The sequence below is a fragment of the Paraburkholderia sp. JHI869 genome, from assembly GCF_038900775.1.
Lineage (GTDB): Bacteria > Pseudomonadota > Gammaproteobacteria > Burkholderiales > Burkholderiaceae > Paraburkholderia.
Window position 1 is genome coordinate 117,730 of record NZ_JAYMSC010000012.1, and the last position, 18,066, is coordinate 135,795.

An 18,066-nucleotide genomic window follows, 5' to 3' on the forward strand; every position below is an offset into this window, starting at 1 on the left:
AGCGAGAGTCGCGACTGTCCGCCCGCAACTCACGCAGGCCGGCTACAGCGACCCCGCGCCAGATCCTGATTGTCGCTGCGGTTCCATGCGACCGTCGGGACTCGAACACGACTCACTTCGATTTCGGTGGCCGGCCGGTCTTCACCGGCTCGACCGCCTTGACGGCCGCAAGAAGGCGCTTCGTCGGCTCAGATGCCAGCAAAAGCAGCGCCGCACGCACGAGCTCGCTTTTCTTCACGGCCAGACCCGCATCGAGGCACCGCTGTTTAAGCACCGCGAGCTGTTCGTAATCCTCCCTGGGCATCGTGAAGGTGTCGCGCACGACTTTTTCGCGTTTCACATGCTCCTTGCGGTGCCGGGCTGCGGGCTGAGGAGGCTCCTCAACAGGCGTTGCCTTCCGGGTCTGTGGCTTCGCCGCCACACGTCGAGCCTTCGCAGTCTGGACTGCCTCCTGGCCGACCGCTGACTCGTTGGCGCCTTCCTCCGGGGCTGCGTGCGCCCGCTTGCCGCTTCTGTTCCTGGTAGCCTGTGGTTTCATGGTTTTTTCACGTTTGACAAACCGTGCAAACAGTTTATCGTCTTTCTGGTAAGAGGAGTTTTCTATGCCAGACAAGCACATTTCCAGCCAGTTCGATGCCGACCTTGAACACCTGTCGTCGAGGTTTTTCGCGATGGGGGGACTGGTTGAGTCACAGTTGACCGATGCAATGGAGGCGCTCAGCCGCTTCGACGTGGGGCTGGTCGACAAGGTGATTGATGAGGAGCATCGACTCAATGCGATGGAAATCGAGATCGATGCCGAGTGCAACAACATCATCGCGCGGCGCCAGCCCATCGCATCCGACCTGCGACGACTGATGGCCTTCTCCAAGGGCATCACCAATCTCGAGCGCGCCGGCGATGAGGCACGCAAGATCGCAAAGCGGGCCAGGAAAATTGCGAATGACGCTGCGGGCAGGAATCTGAATATCGCTGAAATCCGGTCATCCGGCCAGATGGCGGGAACCATCTTCCACGACGCGCTCGCTGCATTTGCCCGACTCGATACGGTTGAAGCCGCACGGATCATGCGCGAGGATGAAGCGCTCGATGAGCAGTACCGTGCATTCGTGCGCAAGCTGCCGACGTACATGACGGCGAATCCCCGCATCATCTCTTCGGCTCTCGACTATCTGTCCATCGCGTCTGCCATCGAGCGGATCGGCGACCACGCGAAGAACCTGGCGGAGCTCGTCATCTATGTTGTCAAGGGCAAGGACGTCCGTCACATTTCGCGCGTTCAACTTGAGCGTGAGGCCCTGGACGATTGAGAGCCGCGTAGCAATGGCAAGAAAGTCTCGACGGTCGCGCGCGTGGAGTGCGACAACCGGTTGAAATGGATCGGGAGAGGTTTCGGACATTCGCAGTGCGCCAACCGTTTGGGCAGTGGGGCCCGAGTTCGATGACTGCCGCCTGTGCGTAATTGGGCAATCGGCAAGGTCCTGGAAGAATCGATCCTCCGCAATCGTATGCCTGCAATGTACCCGTCAAGCCGGACGAGCGTTGGCCTCGCTATCGAAAGCGTGCCGCCTGCTTCACCAGGTCCGAAGGGGGGCAAGCGAGGCACCGCGCTGCGCCTCCCTCGCAACTCAGGACCACTGCGACAGTGCTCCGACACGTGTGTCGGCACATCGTGCCTCTGCGGAAACTGGATTCGAACTCTTCCAGCCTGTTGACAGACCGGCTGTGCGTTTGCGCACCAATGCCGCTGGAAATATTCTCGACAATGATGTGTGTTCATCCCGGGCTCACGCGGCGCTCATGAACGTGGAGGGCCGCGCCGCGCCGGAGCGTGTCGGGAAAAAGCAGCAATACGACGGCCCAACAGGAGCATGGGTATGCCGACGACATTCACGCTGATTGATCATTGATCTGGCCGGTTCCATCGCGCTACTGCTGCTGGGCACGCAGATGGCCCAGACGGGCATGCAGCGGGCATTCGGCGCGGGGCTTCAATCATGCGTTAGGCGTCGTCACTCGCCCGTTGGAATCCATCGACAGTGGCCTCGAGCATCATGCGTGCCTTTTCGCGGCGTCTGCGCGCGAGTCGCTCCGCGCCGGCGTTCCGTTCGGACTCACCGGCAAGCAACGCGTGAATGTCGGGGAGCGTATAGATGGCGCCACGACTGCCCCAGGTACCCTCCGGAATCTCTGTCGGGAAGACCCAAACGCGCGATGCAACCTCTTCGAACGGTCGGTCCTCGGCGCGGGCTACCGCTTCCGTGACTGCCTTAACCAGCGCTCTACGCGACTCGACGGTGTATTGCCCCTCGGGCGCCGACGGAATGATCCGGTAGCGCGCTGCCTTCGAGCGTTCCCCACCGACGAATACGGCAGCAGGTCGATGGAGATTGAGAACAGATACGCTCTGTGCAATCGGATTGGCTGGATCGTATCCTTCCGCTTTGATCAGAATGTCAGTCAATTCTTTGATCAGATGGGCTTCCGCCTCACGGGTCAATGCGTCTTCCGGCCAGAGTGCGTCGATCATTGGCATGGTGCTGCTCCTTCATCAGGTGTTTTGGCGTAGCGATTCGAACGAGAGTTCTTCTACTCGTTCAGACATGCATCCCGGTTAAATGAGCGCGATCACGACATCGATGTTGCCGCGCGTAGCCTTGGAATATGGGCAGGTTTGATGGGCCCGGTCCACCAGTTCCTGAGCGACGTCACGCGCCAGGCCGGGTAGGCTCACGTTCAAACGCGCCCCGAGAAGGAAGGCTCCGTCAGTGGTCCCGAAATCAATTTCGGCATCGACACTCGTGTCGGCCGGCAGCATGACGTTCAAGGCGCGTGCTGCCCCACCCATTGCGCCAATAAAGCATGCCGACCAGCCGGCGCCGAACAGCTGCTCGGGATTCGTCCCAGCGCCTGCGGAACCCGGCCGCGAGAGTTTGATGTCGAGGCGGCCGTCCGAACTGCGGGCGGCCCCTTCGCGGCCGCCCGTTGTATGGATCTTGCCTGTGTACAGCACGTTTTCGATTCGAGTCATGATGGTTTGCTCCAGTTGGTCAATGGAAGCATTAAAGTGCGCAGACGTATCCTGCGTGTGTCGGGAAGCGGCGGCTTTGTAATCTCGGGTATCAACCTGCACTGCAGATACACTGCGATACACGACTGCGGCGCGCGCGATCCAGCGAATGCAACACCGGGCTGCGCGCCGTCAAATCGAGTGTCAGAACCGATGTCGCACGCCTCTTCCGACGCCAAGCTAATCACCGCCTGCAAATGCGCGAGGGGTGCCCTTGTAGGGGCGCCTCGGTATGCTCAGTGCCCAGCGCTCTGGCCGCCATCCACGTGCAGGATCTCGCCCGTGACGAACGGTGCGGAGTCGAGATACAGCACGGCGTTGACGATGTCGCTCATCTCGCCGATATGGCCGACAGGATGCAACGCGCCCAGCGCCTCATGCGTTTCTGGCGCGTGCATCGGCGACTTGATGGCGCCTGGCGAGACAGCGTTCGCGCGGATACCCGTCTTCGCGTATTCGATTGCGAGCGACCTGGTGGCCGCGTTCAGGCCGCCCTTGGTCAGCGATGCGAGAACCGACGGCACGCCCGAGATAGCGTGGTCCACGAGGCTTGTCGTGATCTGCAGAATGTGACCGCTCCTGCTCTTTTCCATCTCGGCGATAGCGAGCTGTGTGATGTGGAAGAAGCCATTTACGTTCACGTTCATCACGGCCGCGTAGTCTTCGGCGGTGTATTGCGTGAACGGCTTGGCGATGAAGATGCCCGCGTTGTTGATCAGCGTGTCGACGCGGCCGAAGCGCTTGACGGCTTCCGATACGGCGCGCTGTGCCACTTCGCGCTCGCCGATGTCGCCGGCGATCGTCACGACGTTCGGATCTTCGGAAGGCTTGATCGAGCGTGCCACCGCGACGACGCGATAGCCTTGCTCACGGAAACCCTTGACGATCTCGGCGCCAATGCCTTGCGATGCACCCGTGACGATAGCGACCTTTTGCGAATTGCTCATGATTGACCTCTGAAAGTTTGTTCGGCTCGCGTCGGAATTGACAGTGCCGTTAGGTCGTAAATCTAAGGGTCCGCCTGCGACTTGCGCACACCCACAATGGACAAACAGTTGTGATCGCCAGGAACAAGTGCGGCTGGTGCGTCATCTGTGCACTTCAAGCGTGTGAGAATGCGTGCCGGGCGTGTCCCAATGGTCTGAAATTCAGTTGTGCGCGTGCGCGCGGTCACTCGCGCTGATGCCAAGCACCCTTCGGCGTCGGACATGTGGCGAACATGCTGGCGTTCACAGAGAACAGTGAGATCCTGCCGACGCTGTGTCAGGCGGAGGCCGAGATGCGTTCATGGCGCATGCGGCAGGTTCCGGATGCGGACCCGTCGTTCAAGTGACCGCTTTGTGGAATCAACGAGCGACAACAATTGGCCGACTACTGCCTGAAACGGTCTGCTGTAGTCGACCCGAAGCGGTCCTCCGATGCATCCTGATGCCAACGGCTTGTCTCGAATGTAGCTCGGACATTCGTTTGGGCAGACGAGTTTGCATCGCCGATGTCCACAGCCAGCGCAACTACAAATGAGGCGTCGCGGTGCCGGAGACCACCTCCGCACGCAAGACGGCACTATCTCGGGCGGTTCCGTGACGTCGTATCTGAATCTCGCCATACAGCTCGTCGAAACATTCGCGGGCGAGGCACTCGCCACGATGACCACGAAGGCGCTTCTAATCGACATGAACCGGACTTCGCAGGCTTCCTTTGCAACGCGTGTCGAGGAACACGGACATACCGATACGCTCGTCGCCCGTGCCCAGCGGCAGATGGAGGCTACGTTGCAGCAGGGATTCCGGCTGAGTGAGCTGGCAGCATCGCTTGCTGTGAGCGAGCACACGCTCAATCGCCGCTTCAAGGAAGCCGTCGGGCTCGCGCCGCTTGCGCATCTGCAGAATCTGCGTATCGAAGTCGCGAAACGCTTACTGGAAACACGGCCAATCGGGCTGGAGGCGCTTAGTCAACGTGTCGGTTATGGCGATATCAGCACATTCCGGCAATTGTTCAAGCGCAAAACCGGAATGTCCCCGCGTGAATATCAAATGCGGTTTTCGCGCGCGGCGGCGAAGAATATAGAAGACGAGTCAGGCGGCAATGGCTGAGGCCTTGCGACATCACGCCATCGCCACGGTCGTTTTCCGCCCTGTCTCTTTGTATTCCAAGGTATCTACAAGTAAAACGGATACACGCGCATACATACGGCCCGCTTCCGGACACAAGCGAGATACATTCGTCCGCTCAAATACGCCCATCGCGAGTACAACACCGTGCTGCGTCTGGCGAGATAGTGCATATGCAACAAGATTCGAATGGAACCGTTGAACTGGATCGCGCAGCGGATGAACCTCTATGCAGCCAGATCGCCCGCAATTGTTTCGTGACGCGCGCCCGGCAGATCTCCCGCGTTCTGACCTCGATCTATGACGACGCATTTCGTCCGTTCAATATCGTGGCGCCCCAGTTCTCATTGCTCGTGCTCATCGCCGAGTTCGGGCCCATTAGCCGCTCGGATCTCGGCCGGAAAAGTCATCACGAGCGATCGACGCTGACAAGGAATCTGCAACCATTGATCGCGCAGGGCTGGGTTGCCGAAGGCGTTCCGGCGAGTGATGGCCGCAGCCGGCCACTCTCGCTCACGCATGAAGGCAAGGTGTTGCTCAAAAATGCAGCGAGCGGGTGGTCCTCTGCACAGAGCCACGTGACACGCCTCCTGGGAGAAACCGGTGTCCATGAACTCATGAATATCGCGCGCGGTTTGCCGCCGCGTATGGTCTGAAGTTTTTCTGTCGATGTTGCATATGCAGCATCGACCCATACCTGACATTCCACCCATTTAACTAAGGAATTCTTATGAAAGTCGTCAAGGCCGCTGCCGTCCAGTTCAGCCCGGTGCTCTACAGCCGTGAAGCAACCGTCGCCAAGGTCGTGGAAAAGATCCACGAGCTGGGTCAGAAGGGCGTGCAGTTCGCCACCTTCCCCGAGACAGTCGTGCCTTACTATCCGTACTTTGCGGCCGTCCAGACGGGCATCGAACTACTGTCGGGCAGTGAACACCTGCGCCTGCTCGAACAGGCCGTAACCGTGCCGTCCTCCGCCACCGATGCAATCGGAGAAGCAGCGAGAAGGGCCGGCATGGTCGTGTCCATCGGTGTCAACGAGCGCGATGGCGGCACGCTGTACAACACGCAGCTGCTTTTCGACGCCGACGGTACGCTGATCCAGCGCCGCCGCAAGATCACGCCGACGCATTTCGAGCGCATGATCTGGGGCCAGGGAGACGGCTCGGGCCTGCGTGCCGTCGACAGCGCAGTCGGTCGCATCGGCCAGCTCGCGTGCTTCGAGCACAACAACCCGCTCGTGCGCTACGCGATGATTGCCGACGGCGAGCAGATCCATTCGGCAATGTACCCGGGTTCGGCCTTTGGCGATGGCTTCGCCCAGCGAATGGAGATCAACATCCGTCAGCATGCGCTCGAGTCTGGTGCTTTCGTCGTCAACGCGACGGCCTGGCTGGACGCCGACCAGCAGGCGCAGATCATGAAGGATACGGGTTGTGGTATCGGTCCGATCACGGGCGGCTGCTTCACCACGATCGTTTCGCCTGACGGCATGCTGGTGGCCGAGCCGCTTCGCTCGGGTGAAGGGGAAGTCATCGTAGATCTCGACTTCACGCAAATTGACCGCCGCAAGATGCTGATGGACCCGGTCGGCCACTACAACCGCCCAGAGTTGCTTAGTCTGATGATCGACCGTACGCCGACCGCCCATGTTCACGAACGCGCTGTGCACCCGATGATTGCGAACGATCGGAGTCCCGGCGATCTGCGCACCCAGGCTGCATGATTCCAGAGAAACGCGGCATTGCCGCTCACGTCGTCGATCATCTGGCCGTGATGGCTGACTTGCACGCAGGGACGGTATGACCGCATGACGAACGACTTTTTCGAACTCACGGGCCGCAAGCCCAAGAGCATGTATGACTTCGTGAAACTGTACGTCGCCGCTATCACCCCCAACGCGACGCGCTGATCGAAGCAGGAGACTGATTCCATGTCAAACGACACGCCCCAATCCTCATCTCGCCGGCACTTCATCGGTATGGCCGCTGCGGCGCTCGCTGCAGGCTCGCTGAGCCGGCTCGCATTCGCTGATACGAGCGCGCCAATCGGCAAGATCGCGGAACCCGCGAACGGCGACAAGTCCGCGCTTCGCCCGTTCCGTGTTCACGTCCCCGACTCGCAGCTCGTCGACATGCGGCGCCGCATCAAGGCCACGCGCTGGCCCGATCGCGAGACGGTGCCCGACGAATCGCAGGGCATTCAACTCGCCACCATTCAGGGACTCGCGCAATACTGGGCAACGGCCTACGACTGGCGCAAATGCGAAGCGCGGCTCAATTCATATCCGCAGTTCATCACCGAGATCGACGGTCTGGATATCCATTTCATCCACGTGCGCTCGAAACACGAGAACGCGATGCCGTTGATCGTGACCCATGGCTGGCCCGGCTCGGTCATCGAACAGTTCAAGATCATCGACCCGCTCGTCAATCCGACCGCGCACGGCGCGCCGGCAACGGATGCCTTTCATCTGGTGATTCCGTCGCTGCCCGGCTATGGTTTTTCGGCGCGGCCTACGACATCGGGCTGGGGACCGGAGCGCACCGCGCGCGCGTGGGTCACGCTGATGAAACGCCTTGGCTACGAGCGCTTTGCTTCGCAAGGCGGCGACCTCGGCGGCATCGTCACGAACATCATGGCCAAACAGGCGCCGCCCGAGCTGATCGGCATTCATGTGAACTTCCCCGCCGCAGTTCCAGCGGAGATTCTGAAGTCGCTAGCGGCGGGCGACCCGATGCCTGCGGGCTTGTCGGACGAGGAAAAGCATGCGTATGAGCAGTTGAGCGCCAACTTCAAGAAGAAGCGCGGCTACGCGTTCGAAATGGGCACGCGTCCGCAGACGCTGTACGGACTCGCCGACTCGCCCGTTGCACTGGCGTCCTGGCTGCTCGACCATGGCGATGGCTACGGCCAACCCGCGGCGGCGTTGATCGCGGCGGTGCTAGGTCATCCTGTGAACGGTCATTCAGCCGGCGCGCTGACGCGGGACGACATACTCGATGACATCACGCTTTACTGGCTGACCAACACTGGCATATCGGCGGCGCGCTTTTACTGGGAGTCGCACGCGAACTTCTTCCTCGCGGCCGACGTCAACGTGCCTGCTGCTGTGAGCGCGTTTCCGGGAGAGAACTACCAGGCGCCGAGGAGCTGGACGGAAAAGGCCTATCACAACCTGATTTACTTCAACAAGCCCGAAACAGGCGGCCACTTCGCGGCATGGGAAGAACCAACGATCTTCGCGAATGAAGTGCGCACAGGATTACGGTCCTTGCGCGCCTGATTCGCCGGGCGCTCCGGTGCGCGCGTGTTGAAGCGCCCGTCATCTGGTTCGGCCGTGGTCGACGGAGCCTGGCGCGCTTGTCTGATATTCCCCGAACGATGGCGACATTGCCACTATCGTCCGTTTCAACAAAGCCCGATGATCAGGCGAACTTTCATTGCCGGAATCCAACATGGCCGCAAATGCGCACTTCTCGACGAACCTGCTGTTTGCCTACGCAGCGTATTTTGTTGGCACGGCGAGTCCCGTGCCGACGTCGCTCCCGCAGGCGGAGCAATGTTTGCAGGCATAGCTGCCATCGTTAAGTAACGCTTTCTCCCGCTTGCGCGACGAGTCCGAAACCACCTTCAGCGTGCCGACTCCGATGTAGGACATTGTGGAATCGCGCGAAATCTGGCGTCGTCACAAAAACTCCGGAATTTTGGTCAGTCGGACTTTCAGGACGCGAGACGCTGCTCTACGATCCAGTTGGGAGCAGAGCGTCCGACGACTGCACTGGAAGCAAACCCCACGATCGCGCCTCAGGATGGCTGAGGCTTTTGCAAGGCGCGCATCCGATGCCTTCGACAAGGTCAATGCGAACGTTAAAGCGCCTATCGAAGACGCTGCAAGGGGCGGTCAGTGGGTGGGTTATTGCAGGCATGACCACTGCAATCACTGGTTTTGCACCGCAGGAGTGGATCGCGCGGTTTGTCCATCACGTCCCGGCGCCCGCAGACGTGCGCCGCCTGTTGCCCTTGGCTCTTGATGCTCGTGTCGCGATCGTCTTTATTGGGATTGCGATCATCGTGTGGGACGTCCTCTATCGAAGCCGTCGCCCAGATACCGCGTACACAAGAGCCGGCGTACCGCTTGCTGACAGTCAAAGGTCTCTCGGAGATTGGCATGCATCGGGTGCGCCACGACTTTCAATCGTCGTCCTCCCTTTTGCCAATGCCGGCGGCGATCCCGAGCAAGGGTATTTCGTCGATAGCGTTACTGAGAGCCTGACCACGGATCTCTCGCGCATCCTCATAGTGATGAGGTCTCTCGCAATGTGGGCTCGTTTCCACGGATGGTTTGGACTTTCTAGGAACGTCATCCGGGGATGTACTTACAGCCCTTCCATGTAACGCCGCCTATCTTGAAAATGCACGCATATCGTTGCCGCATTTTCAGGCGATGCGTGGTCGCGATGCCAGTGATTCGCCGCAATCGGCTGTGCGTGAACGTCTATTAGAAGATCAATATAAGACCTGCAAGCAGTGACTTCGCCTGCCCACCACCCGATCGCGTTAGCCCGATTCGATTAACGTAAGCGAACGAACATGAAGAACTCACTTATGCAGAAGTGTCTGCAGATCATCGCGGCTGTGCTGGTTTTCGCACTGCCTGGCGTCGCAAGCGCCAATTTGATATTCGGCAGCATCGTCGTGTTCGGTACGAGCCTTTCCGACCCCGGTAATGCGTTCGCACTGCTGGCTCACCCACCGGCTGGTGTGAGTTTGTCGACCAGCGTCAGCCAGAGCCATCCGCCCTATGACACCCTCGACGAGTCGCTGGTACCGATCGCCCCTTACGCGAAGGGTGGGCACCACTTCAGCAATGGAGCGACATGGATCGAGCAATTTGCTGGAGGAAATGGGCTGGCGCCGTTCGTCCAGCCTGCGTTCCAGAGCAACAGCGGCAAGGCGAGCAACTATGCGGTGGGTGGAGCGAGGGCCGCGCTGTATCAGAATACGACCCGGATCGATCTCCAGCAGCAAGTACAGGCCTTTCTCAAGGATGTGAACCATATGGCTCCGCCGGACGCGCTATACGTCATCGAAATGGGAAGTAACGATCTTCGTGATGCGCTTGTCGCCTATTTGACCACCTACCAGATGACGGGCAGTCAAAGCCAGGCGGGCGCGGCGGCGAATCTTATCTTGACGAATGCCCTGAACGGTATCGCGGGAACCATTCAAGCGCTTTACCTTGCCGGGGCAAGAAAGTTTCTTGTCTGGAATGCGCCGAGAATAGAGTTGACCCCTGCCGTTATGGCGTTCGGATCCGGCGCGGTGACCGTAGCTGGCAACCTGGTGGACGGTTTCAATCAGGGGCTGGCCCAAAACGTCCTGGGGGCAGTCGGCGGCTTCCCCGGCATCCAGATCGCACAAATGGACGTCTCTGGTCAGATGGCAGCCGTTATTAATTCGCCTGGCAATTTCGGCCTCACCGATGTCAAGCATGCCTGTGTAACTCCCAATACACCACCTTTTACGTGCCAGCAACCTGACGACTATTTCTTCTGGGATGGGATCCACCCGACGAAGGCAGTACACGCGATACTCGCGCAACTGGCGGCGGGGACATTGGCCCGGTATCCCGGCCCTTAGCGTGTACGCATGGAATGGCAACGACATGTCCATCGCGTTAGACGGAACGAACCTAAAAACGATGCGACGAGTGGACGTTTGACCGATACAGGTCCGCTATCCGAGTGGACCTGACATTCGAGTGTCCGTACGAGAGGCCACGCGAACGGCAGGAACTGGCCGTTGACGACTACGACGCTGGGAGGTTTGACGTGCCGTCTTCCGTCTCGAGAAAATGTTCCATCCGTAAAGTCCTCATGTACGCCGGTACCCAAGGTATAGCGTGACCCTGTTTGCTCGGCCGCCGCGCTCATGGACAGGACGCCCTTGTCCCTGACCTGCGTTGAACGGAACCGCCCGTGGTGTTAAGGTAGACCGGGTCAAGGATGTACGAGGTCAGGGCATGTCACGCGGGTCACTAGCGCAGTACGTAATTTCGTCGGAATGGGCAAAGCAGAAGGCGCAACTGCTCATCGAGCTGGCGGGTGGCAAGGGCGCGCTGAAGTACAGCCATGCGCTTGATGCGGTGGCCATCGGCTGCGGGTTTCCTGACTGGCAGACCCTCCAGACCATCATCGTGCGGCTTGAAGCGGGAGCGGCTCATGAGCTGGACATCACACCAATGATGCTCGCCGACGACCTGCATGTGGACGACGCGACTCACGTTGCGCGCCTGCGTAACCAGCTGAAGGCCCTCAAGAAATATATTGCCTGCACACCTTCTAAAGCCAGGACGCTCGTCAAGCTCTGGGCCCTGTCTGACTATTCGCAGCCTCATGGTGAGGTCGACCTCGATGCGCCGCGTGCGAGGGCCTTTCCTGAGAGCCTGGAGTCCGACCTCTCTGGTCCGGCGGGCGACATCGAATCTTCTTCCGGGGCACCAACCATGCCCGGAGCCACATCCGAAGGAACCGGCGTATCCGGAGCATCGGCAGACGCCCTCCCGACCGCCGCTTCCGGGTCTGTAGGAGAAGTGCCTTCCGCGCCGTCGGCACTTGCCGTGGCGGTCACCTATCGCAAGCGTCGTACGGTCGAGCCTCGGTGACATCCTCATCCCCACCCGAAGAGGCTGACCGCCCGGATGAATAAATTTAGGCCAATCTAACGAGTGTGCCGTGCCCAGTTCAGAAGCCACCACCCCGTATTCGCACAACGAATGCGTGAGACTTCGGGAAGGGAATAAGAGGTGGCGCTGCTATTGGGACGATTCAGCCCACCAGCGAGCCTAGACTACCATGCTCGATGATTCTGATCGTCGGCATCGGAAGGTCCGATGCCTGACGCGGGACGGCCATTTGACTGTGCGGTTGGCCGCAAGGACGAACGGCTGCAACTGGCCGCAACACCAGTTGGAGTACGCTGCATTACAGCGGGAGCGTTGGTTGAGCCGTCACTGCAGTCTGACTTCCCCAGAAAACTCAGCGTTCAACCTGAGCCCAGCAATGTCCAATGTTACTTTCACGGGAAACGTTTCCGTGCCTGCAACGGTGCCGTCAGCAATTGCCTTAGTAACCGCCTGTTCAATCGTGCGCTGCGCATGGATGCCGAATGTCTTTAACAGCGTACGAATGCTCAGGTTGAGGACGTCGTCGTTCATTGGGCACCTCCCTTCTTCAGGAAATCCGGGGGCTAGGTCCGTCGGCCTTTCCGGTGGATAGTTGATCCTACCGAGCGCGGGGGGGATTGTCACGATCGTCAGATGCATCTGACGGGGCGCGCCGCGCCATCGGACTCTCCCCGTTTCGGGTCATGGCACGACGCACTGGCCGGCTTGGCGTGGCAGCCGGCCGCTGATCCTCCGGTGACAATCGATCTGTTATGTCGAGATTAGCGTGGCGAACAGGGCTCACCCATCCAGCGACCGTTTCCAGCAGTACGCAGTCGGAACTGAAAGGGCAGGTATCTGATTAGAACGCGGTATTCGATACCGTCGCCGGAGGACAAGTTGTCGGCCCTTTCAGACATCCACCCCGATCGAGTCGAACGTCTACAGATTGGCCAGGGGCTGACAGCGCTGTGTCGCGAACGGACCTACACGCACCCCATGGACACCCGGCAAGCAAACGCGAAAGCGAAGCGTGCGAAGTAGTCAATAAGGCGCCGTGAAGGACCGCCTCCTGCGCGAGTTTATTGCGTGCTTTCTGTCTGCCTGGCAGATCGCTGCCGATTGTTTAGCGACATGGACGCGCGGCAACGCAGCCGAAGCGCTGATCTGTTTTTTTAGGCCTGCTTGAAAGCCGCCGAACGTTCGAGAAGCTCCCGACGGCGGCGATCGGTGTCGTCGTTGAGTTTCTTCCGGGTAGCGAAGAACACTCTCGCTGCCTCGATGTCTGCTCGCAGCTCATCCGCTGTCGGCGGGGTCGTGTCGGCATCCGCCGCGGTGTCATGGGCGGCGAAGTGGGAGCAGCGCGCCATCGCCTCGTGGAGCGCCACGTATTCCTCATCGCTCAGCGTCACGGCCCGGAGCCGTTGTGTCGATACGCCGGGCCGAAAGCGCACCACCGTCTCGCACAGAATGGTCTCCTCCACCCCGCGCTCCCAGGTCTCGCGCAACCGTCCATATCCAGTTCGGACAAGATTCTCGCTGCGATCGACTTCTCCAGCATCGAGAAGGCCATCGGCCTCTGTCGCCATCTTCTTGATGCGCTCCAAGCGTTCGCCAACCTTGATCCCGGCAAAGGGAAGCTCAGGAAAAACCAGTCCCGCGCGCTGCCTGACGCGCCGCACGCTCATCGCGCTCGCCTCAACTTTCTGGGCGCTGGCTTCATCGGCCAAATGAAGAGCGAAAGGCAAGTCGTGAGTGAACACAATCACCTGCCGGCTCGACGCTTCTTGAACGAGCCGGCGCGCGACCTTTTCACGATGCGCGTGATCGAGCGACGACATGGGATCGTCGAAGATGATCGCGCCATGCCCCTCCACCAGCGAGACTTCCGCCATGAAGGTGGCAAGCGCAAGCGCGCGCTGCTCGCCCTCGCTGAGGACTTCGCCCACCCGCTCGCCGCCAGAAGTGTCAAGCTTCACCTGCTGCTTCGCCTTTCCCCTTTCCATTCGCGTGGTGCTGCGGATCGGCACATGGCCGACGCCCAGCGCGGTGCACTCGCGGACGAAAGCCGCTTCAGCTTCAGCGGACAATGCCTCGGCGTGAAGCGCGCTCATCTTTCTCGAAACCGGAGTCGAATCCGCCGCTCGATGGGCAGCTTGAAGCTTTTTCTTCAACGCCAGGTCGTCCGCGATCTGGATGATCTGCGCGAGCCTCCCCGAGAGTGCTAGCCGCGACTTCAAGTCGGCGAGCGCTTGCTCGCTCTTCTTGCGCCCGTCCGCCGCCGCGAGCTTGTCAAAGCGCGCGGCCTCTTCCTCGATGGCGCGAGACAAATCACGTAGCGCAGTGGAATGCAAAACGATCGCCGGCGCCGCAGCGTCGAAACGCTTAGCCGCCCAAGCATCGGCGAGCGCGGCCTGCCTGCTCGACAAGCGGTCGCCCGCTTGTTGCAGGGCTTCGCGCGCGCCTGGCTTGGCCTGCTCGATCTCGTTCACAAGCGCATGGTCTGCCAGCAGGGCGGCCGGATCAACCGAGGCAATGGAGGAAAACGCGGCGCTGGCTTTGATCCTTGCGGCCTCCGCGAGCTTTTGCGCCTCTTGCTCGACAAACGTCTCGAAACGTCGCAGGCGCTCGGCCGCGGCGGCCGCGAGATCTTGCTGGCACAGCACGCACCGGCTGCCATCAACGTGCGGAAAACGATGTTCCGGGTAGGCCAACGTCGTTGAATAATGCCGCGCGGCGCTCAGCAGCGCGCGCCAAGGATCTGAGCCTGTTCCCGGCAACAGGCCGCCCTCCGCAGCAAAAGCCTCCGCTGCAAGCTGGGCTGCCGTTTCAGCGGCGACAACCGCCGCCCCATGCCCAATCGCGGCTACCGCCTTTTCATCGGAGAGCGCCGCTTCGCACCGCTCCCACCGGGTCGCCAGACCTTCAATGCGCGCCTTTTTGCCGCGAAGATCGGCCGCACGCGCGGAGGGATTCGCCTCGGCAAGCTCCTCCGCTAATCTTTGCATTTCCGCGACATCCGATTCGGACAGCGTGGCGAGCGCCGCGAGTTCCTTTCGATACGCCGAAAGGTGGGAGCGTTTTTCGAATGCTGCGAGCGAGCGGCCTGCCGCATGTTCGCCCAGAAGGTCGGCGAAGGAAGTGGCCGACGCTTGAATGCCGTTGATTTCAAGTTCGAGCCGGGCGCGAAGCGTGCCGCACAAGGTCGCGAGCTTCGCGAGAACGTCGAGGCCGCGCGGCGTGTATGCAACCTCGCCCTCCGCGTCGGTGAAGGCGCGCGCGCATTGGCTGTCGAACACTGCGACCGTCGCCAGCTCCACAGGGGCGGGCGAGCCTTGTCGCCAAGCCAGCGTTTCAGGGCCGGCGGCGCCCTCGCGCTGAACAAGGATCTCAGCGGTTGGATTCGCTCCCGCCGCATCAGCGAAAACGTCGCCCAAGATGAGTCCGCCGGTCGCCCTCGCTCGGCACGCCTTGCGCAACACGCGCGAATATCCCGATTTGCCTGCCCCGTTGTTTCCGTAGACGACCGTCACGCCGATCGGCGAAAACGGGATCGACTGGTCTGCGGCGATGGCGTTGACCCCACGCAGGCTGCGCAGCGCCAAGAGAGTGATTGGTTTCGACGCCGCGTTGACGGCCGGCAGCAGATCGCGAGTTAGGGGCTGTGCGACACGGCCGGCCGGATCTTCGATGCCAGCGTGCGCTTTCGCCAAGGCGATGATTTCGCCAATCTCGGCTTCGTCAATTCGGCCGTTTATGACCAAACGGCGGGCGGCGTCAGAAAGCCACGGTTGTTGCGTCTCGATCCAGTCGGCGATGCGCGCGAAAATCATGAGCCATGTCTCTCGTTTAATATAGTGCGGCGAGTATAGCCCTCGCAGCGGGCGCGATCCGCGAGGTGAAAGCTTTCTTATTGTTTTTTCACGACATAGCCGATAGCTCGAAGCGCCGCCCCTCCCTAGACTGATCCATTTTGCATACACCTGACGCGTTTCCGTTAAAAGCACGTCGCCTTTTTGCGCTTCCTAATAGGCTCCAAGCTAGGAACCTCGGAAGCAGCCAGGCTCAAATCAGCTTGTTCCACCAGTTGCGGGATTTCGCTCAGTTTCATGGCCAAGGGGCGCGCCAATCGGCATCGCTTGTCCATGCCCTCCAACTGGCGACGCGCTCAGCAGTGTCAGCCGCAACTACCTGCGGCAGCTAGTAGCTCGACTTGAATCAATGTAGCGACCTCGTCAGATATCGCTATTGAAGATTTCATTTTTGCTCCCGAGGTCAGCGATCGTATCGCTGGCGACGGCACGGGGACTCTTCGCGCGGACGATTGACGACTTCCATAGCAGACATCCTGCATCCTTGCGCGTTGGCGGAAAGGTCAACAATCGTTCGAACTCCAGACGTCGAGTGTACTTAGTCTCAACGTCCGCACAGGCCGATAGGACTAAACCTCAAGAATGAACAAACCTCGAGAATTTCAGGCGTAGCTCGTTCGTCCGGATCCAGAGCACCGCGGCCGTTCTTGTGGTCGAATTGGTTCTTCGCAGACGGGTTCCTTTCGAGCATGCACTGCGCGGCATGGCCACCCGTGATCGCAATACGTCGTCGGTCAAGTTCATGCCTCCAAGAGGCCAAGATAGCTTGACGTTACGGGTTCGTAGTGCGACGCGGACAGCCAGGCCTGCCCCCCTGTAGTATTTGCGGCAGCATAGGCCCACGCCGCAACTCGATTGGCTGTGAGCCTGTCATTTGCCAGGCCCGCTAACGCGCCGATCTCGTTGAGTGCATCAGATTTGGTCGCGAGCCTTTCCAGCCAGCGCTCGAGGTGCGGCTTTGCTGCTAGCGTGTCGGATTTGCTGCGATTACATGCTGGGTGCGCAAGAACGAAATTGTGGGCTTGGTCCCTTGGATAGAGAGAGAAGGGCACAAAATGGTCGACGTCAGCTTCTACAACGCCGCTCCCGCAGTAGAAGCACCGGGCGCCATCAAGCTTGCGCAAGGCCATGCCAACAAGCGCCAATGATTGTCGGGAGCATGAAAAGAGGAAGTCCTCCAGATCACCGGCATCACCGAGGATGGAGTGGTTGCGCCGGTTCGCCTTGATGTGGTCGATCCAGTGCGCCCGTGACAGCTGTTGTACAAGCGTGTAAAAACGCCGGAGGCAATACGCGACGCCGGGCCGGAGTGTGATGGTCCCGCGACCGGAGCGCTCGTAAAGGAACGTATCAGTAACGCCGCCGAAGTTTTGCAGGTAGTTCAATGGCTGGGCCGCGACAACGGCCGCCACCCTGCTGAGCAAAGCCGCGTAACGCGGCTCCATACGAGCCTGCTGCACGGTTATTCTAGGACTTGACGCTCTAAATTCACTAATGGCAGTCAATATCGCCGCCCAGCCTGGGTACCCAGGTTCTGGATGAGCACGCCTGGCTGGGTCCCAGCGCGGCCAGTGCCGTAGGGCGTCGCGTGCCGCCAGTAAAGCTGGACGAAACGCTCTGCAATCTGCCGTTTGGTCAAGGTCAGTTCAGCGCCGTCATCCGCGCCGATCTCGACAGCCAGGTCTGCGAGCGAGATGAGCAGCGCGAACTTGTAGGTTGCGGTGAAGTCGCCTTCGGCAAAGAGTCGTTGAAACCTGGTAAGGAACGAAAGTTGAGCTTCGGCCGATGGTGGTGGAACGCTCGCACTCAACCTCGCTTGCTCCAGTAGTCGGCCTTTTCCGGAATCACCCAGCGCACCCCGCCGCGTGGATCAGGGATATCGCCCTTGTAGCGCGGAATCAGGTGAATGTGGAGATGGGGCACTGTCTGGCCGGCGGCCGCGCCGTCATTGACGCCAATGTTGTAGGCGTCAGGCTGATACTGCTCGTCCAGAGTACTTTTCGCGCGGTCAACAAGAGACAAGAGCTGCTCGCGTTCCGCTGTCGACAAATCAAATAACGAGCCCACGTGCCGGCGGGAAATAATCAGCGTGTGCCCAGGCGATACCGGATACGCGTCGCGCACCGAGAACCCTGCGTCGTTGTCGTCAACGACCCTCTCAGTTCTCAGTTCACAGAATGGGCATTGAGAGGGCATGTTCGGCTCTGAGGACGTTGTGTACCCGGATTCTCTCACGCTCGCAACATCCAGCAGATTTCGCGCTGCGAGGCGTTGGGATGACCTTGGTGCGCAGTTGCGCATGATTGCGGACCCGCGCCTGGCGCCGCGAAAAGGCCATCGATTCTGGTT

The 18,066-nt window shown here is 60.2% G+C and carries 18 protein-coding genes; 9 read left to right on the plus strand and 9 right to left on the minus strand.

From position 1 onward, the window contains the following. Positions 1-112: 112 nt before the first annotated feature. Entirely contained in the window at positions 113-613 is a 501-nt protein-coding gene (locus tag VSR72_RS21230; protein WP_342954301.1) for a hypothetical protein, read from the minus strand. Here VSR72_RS21230 and phoU point away from each other — a divergent pair. Further along, complete coding sequence (gene phoU, locus VSR72_RS21235) at positions 603-1,310, plus strand: phosphate signaling complex protein PhoU (RefSeq protein ID WP_342954302.1); 708 nt, start codon at positions 603-605, stop codon at positions 1,308-1,310. The two genes, VSR72_RS21230 and phoU, sit on opposite strands and share 11 nt — an antisense overlap. Before the next feature lie 692 nt (positions 1,311-2,002). On the opposite strand, the gene VSR72_RS21240 is transcribed toward phoU, so the two are convergent. From VSR72_RS21240 to VSR72_RS21250, 3 genes are all read right to left on the minus strand, one after another. Continuing rightward, positions 2,003-2,536, minus strand: a complete 534-nt coding sequence (locus tag VSR72_RS21240; RefSeq protein WP_342954303.1) for a tautomerase family protein — start codon at positions 2,534-2,536, stop codon at positions 2,003-2,005. Positions 2,537-2,614: 78 nt separating this feature from the next. Continuing rightward, entirely contained in the window at positions 2,615-3,031 is a 417-nt protein-coding gene (locus VSR72_RS21245; RefSeq protein WP_342954304.1) for an organic hydroperoxide resistance protein, read from the minus strand. A gap of 275 nt (positions 3,032-3,306) precedes the next feature. Further along, positions 3,307-4,017, minus strand: a complete 711-nt coding sequence (locus VSR72_RS21250; protein WP_342954305.1) for an SDR family oxidoreductase — start codon at positions 4,015-4,017, stop codon at positions 3,307-3,309. A 263-nt stretch (positions 4,018-4,280) separates the two neighbouring features. Between VSR72_RS21250 and VSR72_RS21255 the strand changes: the two genes are divergently transcribed. The 8 genes from VSR72_RS21255 (at position 4,281) to VSR72_RS21290 (ending at position 11,845) form a co-directional block, all read left to right on the plus strand. After that, on the plus strand, positions 4,281-4,403 hold the full coding sequence (locus VSR72_RS21255) for a hypothetical protein (protein ID WP_342954306.1): 123 nt from the start codon (positions 4,281-4,283) through the stop codon (positions 4,401-4,403). 247 nt (positions 4,404-4,650) lie between these two features. Continuing rightward, positions 4,651-5,163 (plus strand): helix-turn-helix domain-containing protein, encoded by a 513-nt coding sequence (locus tag VSR72_RS21260; protein ID WP_342954307.1) that lies wholly within the window; start codon positions 4,651-4,653, stop codon positions 5,161-5,163. Between the two features lie 191 nt (positions 5,164-5,354). After that, positions 5,355-5,837: a MarR family transcriptional regulator gene (locus VSR72_RS21265; RefSeq protein ID WP_342954308.1), complete on the plus strand. Its 483-nt coding sequence runs from the start codon at positions 5,355-5,357 to the stop codon at positions 5,835-5,837. A gap of 74 nt (positions 5,838-5,911) precedes the next feature. Next, complete coding sequence (locus VSR72_RS21270; protein WP_342954309.1) at positions 5,912-6,904, plus strand: carbon-nitrogen hydrolase family protein; 993 nt, start codon at positions 5,912-5,914, stop codon at positions 6,902-6,904. A gap of 207 nt (positions 6,905-7,111) precedes the next feature. Next, a complete protein-coding gene (locus tag VSR72_RS21275) occupies positions 7,112-8,464 on the plus strand; it encodes an alpha/beta fold hydrolase (protein WP_342954310.1) in 1,353 nt (450 codons plus the stop codon). Between the two features lie 641 nt (positions 8,465-9,105). After that, positions 9,106-9,576: a hypothetical protein gene (locus VSR72_RS21280; protein ID WP_342954311.1), complete on the plus strand. Its 471-nt coding sequence runs from the start codon at positions 9,106-9,108 to the stop codon at positions 9,574-9,576. 195 nt (positions 9,577-9,771) lie between these two features. Continuing rightward, positions 9,772-10,821 carry an SGNH/GDSL hydrolase family protein gene (locus VSR72_RS21285; protein WP_342954312.1) on the plus strand — a complete coding sequence of 350 codons (1,050 nt, stop codon included), beginning with the start codon at positions 9,772-9,774 and terminating at the stop codon, positions 10,819-10,821. A 382-nt stretch (positions 10,822-11,203) separates the two neighbouring features. Further along, positions 11,204-11,845: a hypothetical protein gene (locus VSR72_RS21290; RefSeq protein ID WP_342954313.1), complete on the plus strand. Its 642-nt coding sequence runs from the start codon at positions 11,204-11,206 to the stop codon at positions 11,843-11,845. Between the two features lie 345 nt (positions 11,846-12,190). On the opposite strand, the gene VSR72_RS21295 is transcribed toward VSR72_RS21290, so the two are convergent. The 5 genes from VSR72_RS21295 to VSR72_RS21315 form a co-directional block, all read right to left on the minus strand. After that, the gene (locus tag VSR72_RS21295) at positions 12,191-12,397 is read right to left on the minus strand and encodes a DUF6494 family protein (protein ID WP_342954314.1); all 207 of its coding nucleotides are present in this window, start codon (positions 12,395-12,397) and stop codon (positions 12,191-12,193) included. A gap of 623 nt (positions 12,398-13,020) precedes the next feature. After that, positions 13,021-15,678, minus strand: a complete 2,658-nt coding sequence (locus VSR72_RS21300; protein WP_342954315.1) for an AAA family ATPase — start codon at positions 15,676-15,678, stop codon at positions 13,021-13,023. A 779-nt stretch (positions 15,679-16,457) separates the two neighbouring features. Continuing rightward, complete coding sequence (locus VSR72_RS21305; RefSeq protein ID WP_342954316.1) at positions 16,458-17,162, minus strand: HNH endonuclease; 705 nt, start codon at positions 17,160-17,162, stop codon at positions 16,458-16,460. 56 nt (positions 17,163-17,218) lie between these two features. Then, positions 17,219-17,527, minus strand: a complete 309-nt coding sequence (locus VSR72_RS21310) for a hypothetical protein (protein WP_342954317.1) — start codon at positions 17,525-17,527, stop codon at positions 17,219-17,221. Next, positions 17,524-17,913 (minus strand): HIT family protein, encoded by a 390-nt coding sequence (locus tag VSR72_RS21315; protein ID WP_342954318.1) that lies wholly within the window; start codon positions 17,911-17,913, stop codon positions 17,524-17,526. The genes VSR72_RS21310 and VSR72_RS21315 overlap by 4 nt, the downstream gene beginning before the upstream one ends. Between the last annotated feature and the right edge of the window lie 153 nt (positions 17,914-18,066).